Annotated in this window: 14 protein-coding genes and 1 pseudogene; 5 read left to right on the top strand and 10 right to left on the bottom strand. The window is 68.5% G+C overall.

Annotation, left to right across the window (positions count from 1 at the left end; genetic code table 11):
• Positions 1 to 171: 171 nt before the first annotated feature.
• The 5 genes and pseudogenes from proC to AC5WS7_RS30575 all read right to left on the bottom strand — a co-directional run bounded on the left by proC (position 172) and on the right by AC5WS7_RS30575 (position 5785).
• A complete protein-coding gene (gene proC / locus AC5WS7_RS30595; RefSeq protein ID WP_495958072.1) occupies positions 172 to 981 on the bottom strand; it encodes a pyrroline-5-carboxylate reductase in 810 nt (269 codons plus the stop codon).
• A gap of 50 nt (positions 982 to 1031) precedes the next feature.
• Positions 1032 to 1847, bottom strand: a complete 816-nt coding sequence (locus AC5WS7_RS30590; RefSeq protein WP_495958229.1) for a thioesterase family protein — start codon at positions 1845 to 1847, stop codon at positions 1032 to 1034.
• 192 nt (positions 1848 to 2039) lie between these two features.
• A complete protein-coding gene (locus AC5WS7_RS30585; protein WP_495958071.1) occupies positions 2040 to 2945 on the bottom strand; it encodes a sugar phosphate isomerase/epimerase family protein in 906 nt (301 codons plus the stop codon).
• Positions 2946 to 2960: 15 nt separating this feature from the next.
• Positions 2961 to 3215: pseudogene (locus AC5WS7_RS30580) on the bottom strand (Rv0497 family membrane protein); the annotation flags it as partial.
• Positions 3216 to 4789: 1574 nt separating this feature from the next.
• Entirely contained in the window at positions 4790 to 5785 is a 996-nt protein-coding gene (locus AC5WS7_RS30575; RefSeq protein ID WP_495958070.1) for a Ppx/GppA family phosphatase, read from the bottom strand.
• 104 nt (positions 5786 to 5889) lie between these two features.
• Between AC5WS7_RS30575 and AC5WS7_RS30570 the strand changes: the two genes are divergently transcribed.
• From AC5WS7_RS30570 to AC5WS7_RS30550, 5 genes are all read left to right on the top strand, one after another.
• Positions 5890 to 6756: a DUF3109 family protein gene (locus AC5WS7_RS30570; RefSeq protein WP_495958069.1), complete on the top strand. Its 867-nt coding sequence runs from the start codon at positions 5890 to 5892 to the stop codon at positions 6754 to 6756.
• Between the two features lie 200 nt (positions 6757 to 6956).
• Positions 6957 to 7283 (top strand): hypothetical protein, encoded by a 327-nt coding sequence (locus tag AC5WS7_RS30565; RefSeq protein WP_495958068.1) that lies wholly within the window; start codon positions 6957 to 6959, stop codon positions 7281 to 7283.
• Between the two features lie 182 nt (positions 7284 to 7465).
• Positions 7466 to 7840, top strand: a complete 375-nt coding sequence (locus tag AC5WS7_RS30560) for a hypothetical protein (RefSeq protein WP_495958067.1) — start codon at positions 7466 to 7468, stop codon at positions 7838 to 7840.
• Positions 7841 to 7853: 13 nt separating this feature from the next.
• Positions 7854 to 8804, top strand: coding sequence for an SGNH/GDSL hydrolase family protein (locus tag AC5WS7_RS30555; RefSeq protein WP_495958066.1), 951 nt, complete (start codon positions 7854 to 7856; stop codon positions 8802 to 8804).
• On the top strand, positions 8801 to 10042 hold the full coding sequence (locus tag AC5WS7_RS30550; RefSeq protein ID WP_495958065.1) for an acyltransferase family protein: 1242 nt from the start codon (positions 8801 to 8803) through the stop codon (positions 10040 to 10042). Before AC5WS7_RS30555 ends, AC5WS7_RS30550 begins: the two co-directional genes overlap by 4 nt.
• On the opposite strand, the gene AC5WS7_RS30545 is transcribed toward AC5WS7_RS30550, so the two are convergent.
• From AC5WS7_RS30545 to AC5WS7_RS30525, 5 genes are all read right to left on the bottom strand, one after another.
• Positions 10024 to 10713 (bottom strand): winged helix-turn-helix domain-containing protein, encoded by a 690-nt coding sequence (locus AC5WS7_RS30545; RefSeq protein ID WP_495958064.1) that lies wholly within the window; start codon positions 10711 to 10713, stop codon positions 10024 to 10026. The two genes, AC5WS7_RS30550 and AC5WS7_RS30545, sit on opposite strands and share 19 nt — an antisense overlap.
• A complete protein-coding gene (locus AC5WS7_RS30540) occupies positions 10710 to 11984 on the bottom strand; it encodes a sensor histidine kinase (RefSeq protein WP_495958063.1) in 1275 nt (424 codons plus the stop codon). The genes AC5WS7_RS30545 and AC5WS7_RS30540 overlap by 4 nt, the downstream gene beginning before the upstream one ends.
• A gap of 309 nt (positions 11985 to 12293) precedes the next feature.
• Positions 12294 to 14345: a CocE/NonD family hydrolase gene (locus AC5WS7_RS30535; RefSeq protein WP_495958062.1), complete on the bottom strand. Its 2052-nt coding sequence runs from the start codon at positions 14343 to 14345 to the stop codon at positions 12294 to 12296.
• Between the two features lie 82 nt (positions 14346 to 14427).
• Positions 14428 to 15168 carry a phosphoglyceromutase gene (locus tag AC5WS7_RS30530; protein WP_495958061.1) on the bottom strand — a complete coding sequence of 247 codons (741 nt, stop codon included), beginning with the start codon at positions 15166 to 15168 and terminating at the stop codon, positions 14428 to 14430.
• Positions 15169 to 15342: 174 nt separating this feature from the next.
• The gene (locus AC5WS7_RS30525) at positions 15343 to 16254 is read right to left on the bottom strand and encodes an ROK family protein (RefSeq protein WP_495958060.1); all 912 of its coding nucleotides are present in this window, start codon (positions 16252 to 16254) and stop codon (positions 15343 to 15345) included.
• Between the last annotated feature and the right edge of the window lie 136 nt (positions 16255 to 16390).

Raw genomic sequence — 16390 nt, 5'->3', positions numbered from 1 at the left:
GTCCGCGCCGCCGGCTTCCCCACCGGCGGAACAGACACGCACGTGCTCCTTGAAGCTTAGCGGGACCAGTGGGATTGCTGCGACGGGTGTGAGAAATCGGATTTGCCGGGCAGATAACCGGCCGGTCAGGCTACGGACGCGCGGTGTTCAATTACCTGCGCGAATCAGGGGTCACCCGTCGTGTGCCGCCGAGCGGTCGCGCGCCGCGTTGAGCCCCTCGATGAACGCCGAGCGTACTCCGGCGCGTTCGAGCTCACGCACCGCCGCGGCCGTGGTGCCCGCCGGCGAGGTGACCGCGGCGCGCAGTTCGGCCGCGTCCTGACCGGACTCGTCCAGCAGCGCCGCCGAACCGAGCATCGTCTGCACCACGAGCCGGGTGGCCACGTCGCGGCTCAGGCCCATCCCGACGCCCGCCTCGACCATGGCCTCGACCACCAGGAAGAAGTAGGCCGGACCCGAACCCGACACCGCGGTCACCGCGTCCATCTGGGATTCGTTGACGGTGACCACCTTGCCGACCGCGGACAGCAGCTCGGACACCTGCTCGAGTTGCGCCGCGTCGGCGTGCCGGCCGGCCGCGATCGCGCTCATGCCCTGCCCGACCAGCATCGGCGTATTGGGCATCACGCGGACCACCGGGAATCCGGCGGGCAGCTTCGCCTCGAGACGCGCGGTGGTCACCCCGGCGGCCAGCGAGACCAGGACGCGATCGCGGGCGTCGTCCAGATCGACCTTGCTCACCTCGGCGAGCACGCCGTCCACATCGCCGGGCTTCACGGCGACGACCAGCAGATCCGCACCGCTCGCGGCGTCGGTGACGGCGTCGGTGACCCGGATGCCCAGGCGCTCGCTCAGGAATTCCGCACGCGAGGCCATCGACTCGACGACGACCAAATCCTTACTCGCCCAGCCGGATTCGATCAAACCGGCGAGCAACGCCTCGCCGATCCGTCCGCCACCGATCACCGCAATTCTCGTCATGGGGTCAAGGCTATCGGTGCCGCGCGATCCGGTTCCGGGCACGCCGACGATCAGCGCGGGATGAGCGCGAGCTGACGCGACTGCGCCACGACCGCACCGGTGGCGTCCAGAACCAGCTGATCCTCGTCGAACATCCGCTCGCCGATCTCGTGGGCGGTGGCGATGACGCGCAGCCAGCCCGGCGCCGGGCGGCGGCGCAGATAAGTGGTCATCTGCACGGTCGGAGCCCAGCCGAAGCGGCCAAGATTCATGGGCACCGGCGGGCTCATATCCCCGGCCATCATCGCGAAATAGGCCGCGACGTCCGGATCCTGCTGGTCGCCCTCGCGGGCGCGGATCCACAGCCGCAGCCGCGGCTCGCCCTGCTCCTGCTCGAGGAACCGGGCCCATTCGGGGTCCAGCGCCACCGCGGCGCCCTCGGAGACGTGCACCAGGCGGCCCATCGGCGAATCGGGCGTGTAGATCGCCGCGGCGGCGGGCGGTTCGGCGGGCATGTCGGTATGGCGGTCGGCGGTGTAGGCCGGGGCGTCGTCGTCGAGGTGACCGAAGGTGAACGCGGTGTGCACCAGCGTCCGCCCACCCTGGACCAGACCGGTGTCGACCAGGCAGATCTGCCGGCCGGTCTTGCGGATGCGGACCTCGTACTCGACCTCGCCCGCCTCGGGCGCGCCGAGGAAGTCGGTGCTGGCCGCGATCGGGAACATCTCGGACAGATCGGGCGCGGTGGCGCGAAGCCGCCGGGTGGCGGCCGCGGCGCTCGCGGCGACCATGGTGCCGCCGTGCAGTTTCCTGCCGATGGTCCAGATCGGCTCGATCGTGCCGCGGTAACGGCCGATGTCCGGGTCCCGGCCGGGCAGGTCGGTCAGTGCGCACACCCGGCTGAAGGGTGCGTCATCGGATTCCGGCACAGCTCCGCTGTCCGATCGTTGGGCATCGATGGCCAGTTCCGTCACCGCCGCTCCTTCCCGCCACGTGGCTCTTACACCGTACAACGAATAGCGCGGCCGCCGCGATTCCCGAACCGGATGTGACCAACTCGCCAGCGCCGCATCGGCGCCCTATTTTCCCCCGACGCCGCTGGGTTCCGGCGAGGACGCCGGTTCGTGCCGGTTCAGGTGGGTGTGCGCGAAATGCAGCGCCCGCGCCAGCATGGCCGCGCGGGCTGCGGTCGTGCGAGCGTTCTGGGTATTCGCCTCGATGACGACCTGACCGCGAAAACCGTTGCGCGCCAATGTTTCACAGACCAGCGCACACGGCTGCGTGCCATCGCCCGGAATCAGGTGCTCATCGTGCGCGGCACCACGTCCGTCGGCCAGATGCAGATGGGTCAGCCCCTCGCCCATGCGCGCGGCCAACCGCATCGCATCCATACCCGCGGTCGCCGTGTGTGACAGGTCCAGGGTGTAGTGCTGGAAACCGGTGTCGGTCGGGTCGTAGGACGGGCTGAACGCCGTCACCGACAGTCCCGGCCCGCCCCGGCGCTCGAGCCGCCGCGCCGACCCCGCGCGCCGCCCGAACAGAGTATCCGCACGCATCGGGAACATATTCTCCACCGCGACGGCCACCTGACTGTCCTGCTCCAACTCGGCGACCTGCGCGGCGAATCCCTCGGCGTACCGGCGCTGCCAGCGGAACGGAGGATGCACCACCACGGTCGCCGCACCCAGCGTCTCCGCTGCGCGCACGCTGCGCTCGAGTTTCGCGACCGGGTCCGCACCCCAAACCCGCTGGGAGATCAGCAGACACGGCGCGTGCACGGCCAGCACCGGCATCGCATAACGCCGCGCGTACTCCCGCACGGTGGCGATGTTCTGACTGGCCGGCTCGGCCCAGACCATCAATTCCACACCGTCATAACCGATTTCGGCCGCATAGCGAAAGGCCGCCTCGGTGTTCTCCGGATAGACCGACGCGGTCGACAATCCGACCTTGACCCCGGTCACCGGTGAGTCGCTGTTCCCCACGTGCCCACCCCCGGATCAGTTCGTACTGAGCAGGAAAGCCAATGGCCCGAGCGTCACGAAGATGCCGACGACGACCGCGATCACCGTGCTGTACATATCGTCGGTGCGACGCAGCACCCGTACCAGGGCCACCAATCCCAGGATCACCACCACCGCCAGCGCCAGTGCGACGAAGGGCAGCAGATCCCACATCTTCTCGAAGCCCTTGAACAGCAGCATTCCGGCCACCGCCGCGCCGACGACCTGACCGGCCAGCACCAGCCACTGCCGACGGCCGGACTCCTGACCGCCGCCGAAACTCAGCCACTGCGGCCGATCGCCCTGCAACAACGCCTTGGAGCGAGAGCTCAGCGACCGGTCGCGCGAGGAGCGGCCCGGCGCGCGACGGGACCGGCGGGCCGGACGCTCGTCGAAATCGTCGTCCTCCTCGTCCTCGTCCTCGTCGAAGTCGAGCAGGTCCTCCTCGTCCTCGTCGTAGTCGAGGTCGAGATCGTCGTCCTCGACGGGATCGAAATCCGGGCCGACCGCGGGGTAGATCTCGGTGCGGCCGTGCGCGTCCACGGCCAGCAGATCGGTCACCGGCCGGACGTCGCGAGGCAGCGGATCGGAGGGCAGCGGCCGCCCGCCGCGGCGGTAGTCGAAATCCTCGCGCGGATCGCCGCCGGGGCCGGGGCCCGGCTTGGCCTGATCGGCCAGGGACCACACCGCGGTCGCCGGGACCTCCGAACCGTTGCGGGGCGGCTCGCCGCCGTTGCGTTCCGGAGGCGGCGGGAAGTCGGCGGGCGCACGCCGACGCGCGGACCAGGCCGGCAGGCCACCGGGCGGGGGCGGACCGTCGGCGCCGTTGCGCCGCCCCATCCGCGGCGGCGGGCCGGACTCGCCGCGATCGAGGCCGGGTCCGCGGCCCGGCTGCGCCATCGGCTCGGGACCGCGCGGCTGCCCCCACCCCTCCGGGCCCGGAGGGAACGAATTACCGTTCGGGGCAGGAGCGTTCGGGCCGGGCGCGAACGCGTTGACGCCCGGTCCGCGGGAGTCCGCACCGGGACCGAAGGGCGCGCCGCCGGGCCCGCGCGAATCCGGCCCGAACGAATTCGGGCCCGGCCCGCGCGAATCCGGCCCGAACGGATTCGCGCCCGGCCCACGAGAATCCGGGCCCGGCGCGAAACCGTTGACCCCGCGGGAGTCGGGGCCCGGCGCGTAGGCGTCCGGCCCCTGCGGCCCGCGGAACGGCTGCACCTCGGTCAGTTGTTCATCGGGTTCGCGACGACGCCTGCGCCCGCCGCCACCCGACGAGGGCACTTCCGGCATCGGCGCCGAACCGAATGGATCGGCGGACGGCTCATCTTGCGCGGCAAGCGATTCGGCGAGTTCGCGACGGGCCCGGCGACCGCCCGGCGTCGGTGGGGCGGCACGGGAACTGCCGAAATCGGTTGCGCCATAACCTGAACCGAGGTCCGACGAGCCGGACCCGTAACCGCCGGAACCGAAGGAGCCGGCCCCGAAACCGGCCGAGGAGTATCCGGACGGCTCACTCGGCGAGGTCCCGCTCGGCGCGAGCGGGTCGTAGTAGGCGATCGGCCCCGACAGCGGCGAATAGTCCGATTCCGGCGTCGCGGAGTAGGCGAGCGCGGGGTCCGGAGACGGCGGCGCCTCGTACCCGGCGGGCTCCTCGGGGGCGGCATGGGAGGAACCGCCCGCCCGCACCACAGGCATATCGCCGGTGAACTCGTTGACCGAGACACCGCGGCCGCCGCGCCGCCGGCGCCCGCCCCCGCCGGACGCGGGCGCGCCTTGACCGTTGCGGGCCAGCAGCTCGGCGACCGAGAGCTGAGTCGAATCTTCACTCATCGCAAAACCGTTTCCGTCGGGCCCGGCACATCCGAGGACCGGCCGTTACCGGTCGACGGATCGCTGTCCAGGTCGGTATCTAGTTTGCGCAGGATCAATCCCTCCCGCAGCGCCCATGGGCAAATCTCGAGAGTATCCAGCGATAACGCACGCATACTCGCCTCCGCGACCAGTGCGCCGGCCACCAGTTGCTGTGACCGATCGGAGCTGACGCCCTCCAATTCTGCCCGGTCCGAGGCGGTCATTCTGGAGATGAACGCGATCAGCTGCCGCAGACCGGAGATGGTGAGAATACGCCTCTCCCGGGGTCCCGCGGCAGAGGGGGCCGCACCGGTGAGCCGGGCCAGCGAGCGGAACGTCTTCGAGGTGCCCACCGCCAGATCCGGTCGACCGGGCTCGAGCAGCTGTTTCGCCGGGGCCACCATTTCGGCCTCGAGCCAGTCGCGCAGCACCGCGACGCGACGCTTACCCGGCGGGTCCTCGCGCAGCCACTCCCGGGTCAGCCGGCCCGCGCCCAATTGCAGCGACAGCGCGACATCCGGCGCCTCGTCCGCGCCGTTGCTCAATTCGAGCGAGCCGCCGCCGATGTCGAGGTTCAGGATGCGCCCCGCGCTCCAGCCGTACCAGCGGCGCACGGCCAGGAACGTCAGCCGAGCCTCGTCGACACCGGACAACACCCGCAACTCGACGCCGGTCTCCCGGCGCACGCGCAGCAGCACCTCTTCGGAATTGGTCGCCTCGCGCACCGCCGAGGTGGCGAACGGCATCAGCTGAATGCAACCGGAAGTCTTTGCGATGCTTGCGAATTCGGCCACCGTGGCGATCAGCCGATCCGCGCCCTGGCCGGTGATGCGACCGTTGTCGTCCATATTCTCCGACATGCGCAAGGTCGCCTTGGTCGAACTCATCGGCATCGGGTGCCCACCCCGATGCGCGTCCACCACGAGCAGGTGGACGGTATTACTTCCCACATCGAGCACACCGAGCCGCACAACAACACGGTACTGGGTGGCGCTGTGACGTGTCGGAATACGGCTGGTACTCGGTTACCCGGCCGGTCCGCGCGGATCCCCGCAGGAGCAATACACTCACATCTGTGACGGCAGGAGCTTCCGCGAGCGCCCCGACAGGGCTGCGACCAGCGACGAAGATCGACCCCAGCCCCGAGGTCGGCCTCGACTTCCCGCGCGAGTGGATCGAATTCACCGATCCGGCGAACGACGAGCACACCATCGCGGCCGACCTGACCTGGTTGCTGTCGCGCTGGACGTGCGTCTTCGGCACGCCCGCCTGCCAGGGCATCATCGAGGGCCGCCCGGACGACGGCTGCTGTTCGCACGGCGCGTTCCTGTGCGACGACGACGATCGCAAGAAGCTCGCCAAAGCTGTGAAAAAGCTCACACCTCAGGACTGGCAGCTGATGAGCGAGGCCACCGACGCCGAGGGCAAGGTGCGCAAGAAGCTGTATCTGGAAGAGGACGAACTGGACGACGAGCCGGCGCTGCGGACCCGTCGCTACGAGGGCGCGTGCATCTTCCTCAACCGGCCGGGCTTCGAGGGCGGGATCGGCTGCGCGCTGCATTCGATGGCTTTGCGCACCGGTGTGGAACCGCTGACGGTCAAACCGGAAGTGTGCTGGCAGTTGCCGATTCGCCGCACGCAGGACTGGGTGGACCGCCCGGACGGCGTGCAGATCCTGCGCACCACGCTCACCGAATACGACCGCCGCGGCTGGGGGCCCGGCGGCGAGGACCTGAACTGGTACTGCTCCGGCTCGCCCGACGCGCACGTCGGCACGCGACCGGTTTGGCAGTCCTACGCACCGGAACTGATCGAGCTGATCGGCCGGCCGGCCTACGACGAACTGGCCCGGCACTGCAAGCGCCGCGAGGGCCTGGGCCTGATCGCGGTACATCCGGCCACGGCGCGGGCACAGCACGGGGCCGACGAGCGCACCGCCTGAACCGGTCCGGCGGCCGATGCGGAGCGGGACATCGGATCGGGTAAATCAATTCGATTCAGCAATCGCCCGGCTAAGGAGCTGCTGGATGGCCGATCAGCTGTTCCCGGCATCCGCGGCCGGATCGGCAAGGCCCCGAGCGAACCCTGCGCGACACCCTTTCGCCATGCGGATGTCATCTTTCAATGTTAGAAACCTCCGCCATGATGAGGAAACTGATCACCACCGCTCTGCTCACCGTCGCCGGCGCCGCGATCGTCGCCCCGACCGCCCACGCCGACGACTACCGCGACTACAACGACGCCACCTCGAACTTCGTGCTGTACACCGACCCGGCCGCGATCAACGCCAAGGCCAACGGCAAGCAGGTCGTCGCCAGCATCTACGGCACCAGCCACCCGATCTACTGCAAGGGCGCGTTCCCCAAGGGCCCCTTCACCGACTGCATGCAGCACGACGAGTTCGGCTGGTTCCACCTCAACCAGACCCAGCTGCCCCAGATCGGCACCGTCTGGGTTCACCTGACCTAGTACGCCGCTGTGAGATCCGCGACACCCGGCGCTCCCGATGATCCGCGGAGCGTCGGGTGTTCGTGTGTCGCGCGGACGCGGAAGATCGTTACCGACAACACATTCCATCATCGAACCCATTTCCCGGACCCCCGAACCGCTGGCTTGTAGCGATCAAGGTTCTGCGATTCGATAGATGGACTATGAGCACGTTGAAAAAGGCTTCCAGCGCACTGTTGTTCGCCGCTTCGGCGATCATCGGAGTGGGTGCGCTCACCGGCTGCGACAATTCCGGGCACGGAACCGCGCCGGGCAGCACGACCACCGTGGCGCCGCCGGTGACTTCCTCGGCAGTCCCCACGAGCACCACCGCGACCACCGCGCCCCCGGTCCCGGTCTCGTCGGCCCCGGTCGTCGCGCCGCCGCCGGAGACCGCGCAGCCCCAGGTCACCGAACCCCAGGCAGCACCGCCTCAGACCCCGCAACCCCAAGCGCCGCAGACTCATCCGCAGACCGCTGCGCCGAAACCCCCACCGACACTGTCCGATCCCGGTTTCACTCCGCGAGCGGGTTACTGAGGCGCCACGAACGATGCGAACGAATATCTTCACCGCGGTCCGCGGCCGCCTCGGCGGTGCCGTATTGGCCGCCTGCGCAACGTTGTTCGCCGTCGCCGTGAGCGGCCCGGCCCGTGCCGACTCGCCCGCCGGCGGCTCCACGGCGCACCCCTCGGGCAGTGAACTGGTCGTGATGGGCGACTCGTACACCGCGAACGGCATTCGCCTGGACGGTGATTCGCGAGACTGCAACCACGGTCCGACCGCGTGGCCGATTCAGCTGAGCCGGCTGCTGAAGATCGCGGGTACGCCGGACTTCGAGGACGTCTCGTGTTCCGGGGCGTCACTGCAGAGCCGCACCGCGTACGACATCGTGTCCGAGGCACGGATCGCGGCGGCCGCGGGCGCGTTCGGTCCGCGAACCAAGGCGGTGGCCCTGCAGTTCGGTATGAACGACACCTGGGGTTCGAGCAAGACGATGCTGTGGACCTCGATGGGACCGTGCGTATTCAACTTCCGCGACGGCTGCGGCCCCGAGGCGGCGGCGCAGGGCCGGCTCGCCGATTTCCGAGCGATGACCGGGCAGGCGTACGCCGACCGGATCCGCAATGTCGTCGACTACGTCCGCTACTACGCGCCGAACGCGCGCATCCTCCTGGTCGGATACCCGGAACTGTTCCCGCCGCACTCCGGGACGGTCTGCACCAGCGTCCTCGGTGTCGGCAACATCATCCAGGACCGCGGCGCGGGCGTCGTGGACTACCTGGACCAGTTGCAGCAGGCCCAGATCGAGGCCGCGAAGCTGATGGACATCGAGTTCCTCGACGTCCGCGCGATCACGGCCGGACACGGCCTGTGCTCACCGCAGCCGTGGCTCAACGGGTTCTTCGACCCGCGCGCCGACTTCATCGGCATCCCGTTCCACCCGAGCGCACAGGGGGATTCGGTGACGGCGCAGGCACTGTACCGCCGGATCTCACAATGACCCAGCTGCAGTCACCGGCTGTGGACAATCCCGCGGCGGGTCAGCGACGGCATTCGGGGCGTCTGCCGTCGCTGACCGCGGCTCGCTGGTGGGCCGCCTGTGCGGTGTTCGCCGCGCACGCCCTGATCCTGTTGCCCGCCTACCCCTTTCAGAAGACCGAGCTGTTCCGGCGGATCCATCAGGACTTCGTGCCGATGCAGTTCGGCGCGGCCGGGGTGACCTTCTTCTTCGTGCTGTCCGGATTCATCATCTATTGGTCTGCCGGACAAGGGGGTTCGGCGCTGGCCTTCTACCGCCGCCGGGTGCTCAAGATCTATCCGACGCACCTGATCGCCGCGGCGGTGTTCATCCTCGCCGCGAGCGTGCCCCTGCACCGGCTGGTGGTGTGGCTGCCGAACCTGCTGCTGGTTCACAACTGGGTGCCGAAGTGGACCACGGTCGGCGGGCTCAACGTTCCGTCCTGGTCGTTGTGCTCGGAAATGCTGTTCTACCTGAGCTTTCCGCTGTTCTTGCCGCTCGTGCGGCGCATTCCGCCGGCTCGGCTGGCGTGGTGGATCGCGGGTTCGCTCGTGCTCGTCCTCGCGCTGCACGCGGGATACCTGATCGCCTTCGACGGCCCCACCGCGATCGGCAACGTCTTCGCGCCCCGGCTGGTCGCCGGTGATGTCTCACCGCACGCCGAGCTGCACGCCTCGCGGATATGGTTCCAGCAGCCGGATATTCCGGTGTTGCGCTCGTACTGGTTCAGCTACAACTTCCCGCTCTCGCGCCTGCCGGAGTTCTACGTCGGCGTGCTTACCGCTCGAATGGTGATCGAAGGCCGCTGGCGCAACACCCGGCTGACGCTGCCGCTGCTCGCGGTGACGCTGTCCTATCTGGCCACCTGGGTGGTCCCGGTGGACTTCAAGATGTCGGCGCTGGAAGTGGGGCCGATGGCCGCGCTGATCGCGACGATGGCCGCGCGAGATCAGCGCGGACCGTCCGCTCGCACCCCGTCCCGGCCGATGGTGTGGCTCGGCGAGATCTCCTACGCCTTCTACCTGATCCAGTTCCCGGTCATGGTGCTGGTGACCAGATTCGTGATCGGCGGGCGCCGGTTCGGCCTGTGGGGCTGGCTGGGCTGCGCGGGGCTGTGCCTGATCGGCTCGATCGTGGCCGCGGCCGCGATCTACCGATTCGTCGATCAGCCGGTGATGCGCCGCTTCGCGCGGCGCAGGACTCACGCCTCCAGTTTGTAGCCGAGGCCGCGGACGGTCACCAGATGTTCCGGTTTCGCCGGATCCGTCTCGATCTTCGAACGCAAACGCTTGACGTGCACGTCGAGAGTTTTGGTGTCGCCGACGTAATCCGCGCCCCAGACCCGGTCGATGAGCTGCCCGCGGGTGAGCACCCGACCGGAGTTGCGCAGCAGGTATTCGAGCAGATCGAACTCCTTGAGCGGCAGAGTCACCGGCTTGCCGTTGACCTGCACGGTGTGCCGGTCCACGTCCATCCGCACCGGGCCCGCCTCGAGCACGGCGTTCTCGCTGCCGCCGTCCATCTCCTCGCCCGCACCGCGCCGCAGCACGGCCCGGATCCGGGCGATCAGCTCCCGGGAGGAATACGGCTTGGTCACGTAGTCGTCCGCGCCGAGTTCCAGGCCGACGACCTTATCGATCTCGCTGTCACGGGCGGTCACCATGATCACCGGCACACTGCTGCGGATGCGCAGCTGCTTGCAGACGTCGGTGCCGCTCATTCCGGGCAGCATCAGGTCCAGCAGGACGATATCCGCACCGGAGCGGTCGAACTCGGCCAGCGCGGAAGGTCCGTCGCCGACGACGGTCACCTCGAACCCCTCCTTGCGCAGCAGAAAGGCGAGCGGATCGGCCAGCGACTCCTCGTCCTCGACGATCAGCACACTCGTCATCGGGTTGCCTCCACACCGTTTGGTCTGGCTCGCCCCGGGGGGCGTGAGCCGGTTTCCTTCTTGCCCGCCGGAGATCCCGGCGGGATTCTCTTGTCCGCGGCGACGGTCGCTCCCGCCGCGCCGCGGGCACCGTGATCCTCGGTCTCGACCGCGGGAATGCGCAGTGTGAACGTCGAACCCGTGCCCAGCTTGCTCCACAGCGTGATCTCGCCGTTGTGATTGGCCGCCACGTGTTTGACGATAGCCAGTCCCAGCCCGGTGCCGCCCGTGGCGCGCGAACGAGCCTTGTCGGCGCGGAAGAACCGCTCGAAGACCCGCTCCTGGTCCTCCTTGGCGATGCCGATGCCGCGATCGGTGACCGCGATGTTGACGTGGCCGTTGCGCAGCGCGCGGCTCACGGACACGTGCGAGCCGCGCGGGGAGTAGTTGATGGCGTTCTCCACCAGATTCGACAACGCCGTGATCAGCAGCGTCTCGTCGCCGAGAATTTCCAGCCCGCTGTTGGAATCGGTGCTGACGGTGATTCCGGCGGCCTCCGCGGCGGTCCGGGAGCGTTCGATCGCGGCGTTCACCACGACGTCCACCTCCACGGCCTCGAGCTGCGGCAGCTTCTCCGCGCCCTGCAACCGCGACAGCGCGATCAGCTCGGTCACCATCTTGCCCATCCGCCCGGATTCGGCCAGCAGCCGATTGCCGAAGTGCCGCACCGAATCCGGATCGTCGGCCGATTCCAGCAACGCCTCGGCGAGCAGGCTCATCGCGCCGACCGGCGTTTTGAGTTCATGGCTCACATTGGCGACGAAGTCGCGGCGGGTGGCCTCCATGCGGGCGGTCTCGGAATCGTCGTCGGCGAACAGCACGACGAAATTGGATTCCCCGCGCGAGAGCGGCCGGGCCATACCGCGCACGGCGATGCGACCGCGGCCGGGTACCGGATTCTTCAGCGTCAGATCGAATTCGACGTCCTCGCCGCTGGAGATGACCTTCTCCACCGCCGCCCAGGCACGCTCGTCCAGCAGGCGATTGCGGACCACGCCCAATTCCTCGGCACGCGGATTGACCAGCACCACGTCGCGATATTCGTCCACGACCGCGATACCGCTCTCGGAGGTGAGCACGATCAGATCGAGCACCTGGGACATGGTCAGGCCGCTCTCGGCCTCGCGCCGCTGCGCCTGGCGAGCATTCACATACGGAATGAGCAGCCCGCCCACGGCCAGCCCGACGATGGCCGCGAGAACTGCCAGCAGCACGGCCTGGGGAACGCTCACAGGTGAATCGTACGATCGCGGACCGACACGGCGAGTGCCGGACGGCGAAGTTTCACGCAGGTCGCAGGGCATTACGGCGGTGTTAGCCAGCCGTTCACGCGGTGTTTATCGGCGAGTCGGCCCGCACCGGCCGCGCCGCTCCCCGCACCCCTCGACGATCCCGCGACGACATTGCGTTGCGACGCCGCACATCTGGAGAACGCGCGAAGCACACGTGAACTCGTCCGGCGGCGCGGCCGGCGGCTGTGACGCGTCCGGCTGGTTGTGTCATATGTGAAGTTTGCCTCTTTTACCGCGAAACGGAGTCGGTCACCAACCGTCGTCGCCGCGCACGGGAACGTTCACGAAACTCGGATTACGCGGATCGAGCTGGACATGTTCGGGTTTCACGCCGGTGTCGACGAGCATCGGCAGGATCGGCAGGCCCTTGGGGAAATTTCCGGCGAACACGTCGACGCGCAGGCGATGTCCGGGGGCAAGTACCGCCCGGGTGGCGGGCAGCGCGATATCCAGGGTGGTCGGCACCCCCGGCACGGTCGGCTGCCGCCGGTCCAGCGAGGTGTAGGCGCGCGGGTCGGTGTAGTCGCCGTTGGCCGAGCGCGAGCTGTGTGCCTCGTCCACCTGCCGCAGCGAGGCCATCAGCTGGCCCGAGGACAGCACCGTCGACTGCCCGTCGGGGGCGACGTCGTTCAGCGTCGCCACCCAGTACCCGTCCGCGGCGTCCTGCACGGTCTCGAGGTGGACCGCGACCGGTCCGGAGATCGTGGTCGTACCCGGCACCGGCGCAGTGGTGAAGGTGAGCGCGCCGGTCTCGGCGATTCTGGCGTCCTCACCGCACGCGTCGATGACCGCGAGCACGCCCGCGGTGGCCTGTGCGGCGTCGTTGGAACACAGCGTGGTCAGGCCGGGCGCGACGGTCAGCCGGGCGGACTCGCCGGTGGGTGTACCGCTCAGCGATCCGTCGTACACACTGGCGGCGGTCCCACTCCGATTGGCGGACAAGTACATTCGGCGATACTTCGCGGCCTCCTCGGCCGGCGCCGACGGACCGAAACCGCCCTGGGTGACCCAGCCCCCGCCCTGTTCGCGCAACGTCACCGGACCGTACCGATCGATGCCGTTGTCGATTCCCTTCAGCCACTTGTCGAACCACGCGCGCTGCAACACGTCCAAGCGCGGCGGCAGGCCCGGCTTCCCGGATTCGCTCCCCGAGTTGAGGTGGTAGGTGTTGCCCATCAGCAACTGCTTGTGTCCCGGCGCGAGCGGAATCTCGTTGTAGATCTTGGATTCCGAATACGTGAACAGGTCGTGCCAGCCGCCGGTGACGAAGGTTGGGATCGTGATCCGGCTCGGATCCCCCAGCCACGCTCGACGTTCGGCGGACATGTCGGTGAGCATCTGCCGCACCCGGGGATCCAGATCCTGCATGCGAGTTCGGGTGTAGGCGCTGACCAGCACGTCCATATAGGTGAACGGGTCGTCGATGCGATCGTCGAGCCACGTCGTATCGAACTTGCCGGTCACCAGCGACTGCAGATCCGGCACCCATTTGAGGCCGTTGATCGCGCTGAGCCACAACGGAATGAAGTTGAAGCCGAAGCCGCCGCCGGGCGCGAGCACGTCATCGACCAGATCGCTGCCGGGCACCACCGGGAAGATCGCCTTCAGCGCGGGTGGATGCTGTTCGGCGGCCTGCACCTGGTTGATACCGGAGTACGACAGCCCGTTCATCCCGACCTTGCCGTCGGACCAGGGCTGGCGCGAAGCCCAATCGATCGTCTCGACGGTGTCCTGCTGCTCGCGTTGACGCAGCATGTCCCAATTCCCTTGGGAGAAACCGGTTCCGCGCACATCGACCACAACCTGCGTGTAACCGCTCTCGACCAGTTTCCGGTCGACCGAGAAGTTGCGCAGTTCGCCGCCGCCGAACGCCTTGGTCAGATCGGTGACGCCGGACAGCGGGGTACCGGACAGATCGATCTGCCGGAACAGGTTCAGCAGGGCATCGGACAGTCCCGGAACCGAGCCCGCGTGATCGGCCAGATTCGACACCAGTTTGGTGTACGGAGTCATGTTGAGCACGACCGGCGTTCGCACGTCGATCGGGCGTCCGGCCGGATCGGCGGGACGGTACACATTGCCCTTCAGCACCGTGCCGTCACTCATGGTGATCGGCACATCCCAGTCGATGTGGATGTTCGGATACTGCTGTGGACCGTCCTCGGTGGCCGTCCAGGCGGCGCCCGCGGCGCCGCCGTCGGGCCCGGTCGGTTCGGGCGCCGCCGAGGACGTTCCGGCGAAGAACGGAAGGGCCAGGGTCGCCGCGGTCAGCACCGCCGCAGCGCGGAGCGCGTACTTCATCGGACGTGATCCACCTCTCGATCGAGCGAAACGATCGAGAGTTTAGCTACCGGTCAGTAAGTTGCAAACAACCGGTAACCCCTTATTTCGAGCCGCCCTGGTTCGCCACCGCCGCCGCGCCCGCCGCGGCCGCCTCCGGATCCAGGTACTCCCCCGGACCGATCGGACGCAGGTTCTCGTCCAGCTCGTAACGCAGCGGAATGCCGGTCGGGATGTTCAGCCCGGCGATGTCCTCGTCCGAGATGTCCTCCAGGTGCTTGACCAACGCGCGCAGCGAATTGCCATGTGCCGCAACGAGAACCGTCTTGCCCGTGCGCAACTGCGGGGCGATGTCCGACTCCCAGTAGGGCACCATCCGGGCCACCACGTCCTTCAGGCATTCGGTGGCCGGGGCCTCGATACCGGCATAGCGCGGATCGTTGTCCTGGCTGAATTCGCTGCCCGCCTCGATCGGCGGTGGCGGGGTGTCGTAGCTGCGCCGCCACAGCATGAACTGGTCGTCGCCGTACTTGTCCCGGATCTCGGCCTTGTTCTTGCCCTGCAACGCGCCGTAGTGCCGCTCGTTGAGCCGCCAGTCCCGGATCACCGGAATCCAGTGCCGATCGGCCGCGTCCAGCGCCAGATTGGCGGTGCCGATCGCCCGGCGCAGCAGCGAAGTGAACACGATATCGGGCAGAATCCCCCGCTCGGCCAGCAGTTCCCCGGCCCGCCGTCCCTCGGCCGCACCCTTCTCGGTCAGGTGCACATCCACCCAGCCGGTGAACAGATTCAGGGCATTCCATTCGCTCTCGCCGTGGCGCAGCAACACGAGGGTGTACGTCATGCGGCCATCGTAGCGGGGGTGCTCGTCCGCCTCTCGGGGCATCGTCCGCCTCTACGCGCCTTCAGCGTGCGAGTCGGGCGCGGGGAGATTTGAGCGTCGTTCCTTCGGTTCGGGGTTGGAGATTTCCGGCGAGTTGTCCATGCCTTTGCTGAATCAGTGGTCCATTCTCGGGATTTACTTCGACAGTTCTGCCGTTGTGCCGAGTTGTTCGGTGGCCAGGACTGCCGCGCCGACAAGTGTTGCGCCGTTGGCGATTTGGGAGTGGACGACGCGCAGGTCGCGTAGGAAGCCGAGGCGGGCGTGTTCGGCGATGGCGGCGCGCATCGGATTCCACAGGGGCTCACCGGATTCGGCGAAGCCGCCGCCGATGACGACGCGGTCGATGTCCAGCAGTGCGGCGGCGGACGAAATCGCTTGGCCCAGAGCGGTTCCCGCGCGTTCCAAGGCCGCGAGCGCGATCGTGTCGCCGCCCTGGGCGGCCAGGGCGAGTTCGATGCCCGAGCGGCCGGTCCAGCCGTGGTCGCGGGCCCAGCGCACCGAGGACATACCGCTGGCCACCGCCTCGACGCAGCCGGTACCGCCGCAGCCGCAGCGTTCGGTCGAGCCGGGGACGACGATGTGTCCGACGTGTCCGGCGTTTCCGGTGCGGCCGAGCGCGACCTTCCCGTCGATGATGAAGCCGCCGCCGATCCCAGAGGACACCGTCATGGCCAGGCCGTCGCGCACCCCGCGCAACCCGCCGATGTGATGTTCGGCCAGCGCCAAGCAGGCGCCGTCCACCGCGAGCCGGACCCCGGCGCCCGGAAACAGCTCCCGCACCGCGTCCACCAGCGCGAATCCGGAACTCCACGCCGGGATGTTGAACGGGGAGGTCGTCCCGGCCCGCACATCCACCGGGCCCGCGGCCCCGATCCCGACCGCGGCGACCCGCTCCTGGCCCGCCACCTCGAGCAGCAACTCCCGGCACGCATCCCACACGCCCTGCTTCGGCACCGCGATCTGCCGCACATCGAGCACCTGCTGCCCCGCGCCCACAACCCCCGCGGCGAATTTCGTCGCCCCGATATCCAAAGCCACACCGATCACAGCCCGAAATCCTCGCATCCCGGACCCATTCACCGCATCGGAACCGGAGCCTTGCCGTCCCGTCGCCCGCCCGCGGCACAGCGCGCACCAGTGGCGTGACCACCACCAACGATCATCGAAATACGTTGTTCCCGAA

The sequence above is a fragment of the Nocardia sp. PLKS1-43 genome (genome assembly GCF_059510335.1).
This window is presented reverse-complemented; position numbering and strand designations above follow the sequence as displayed.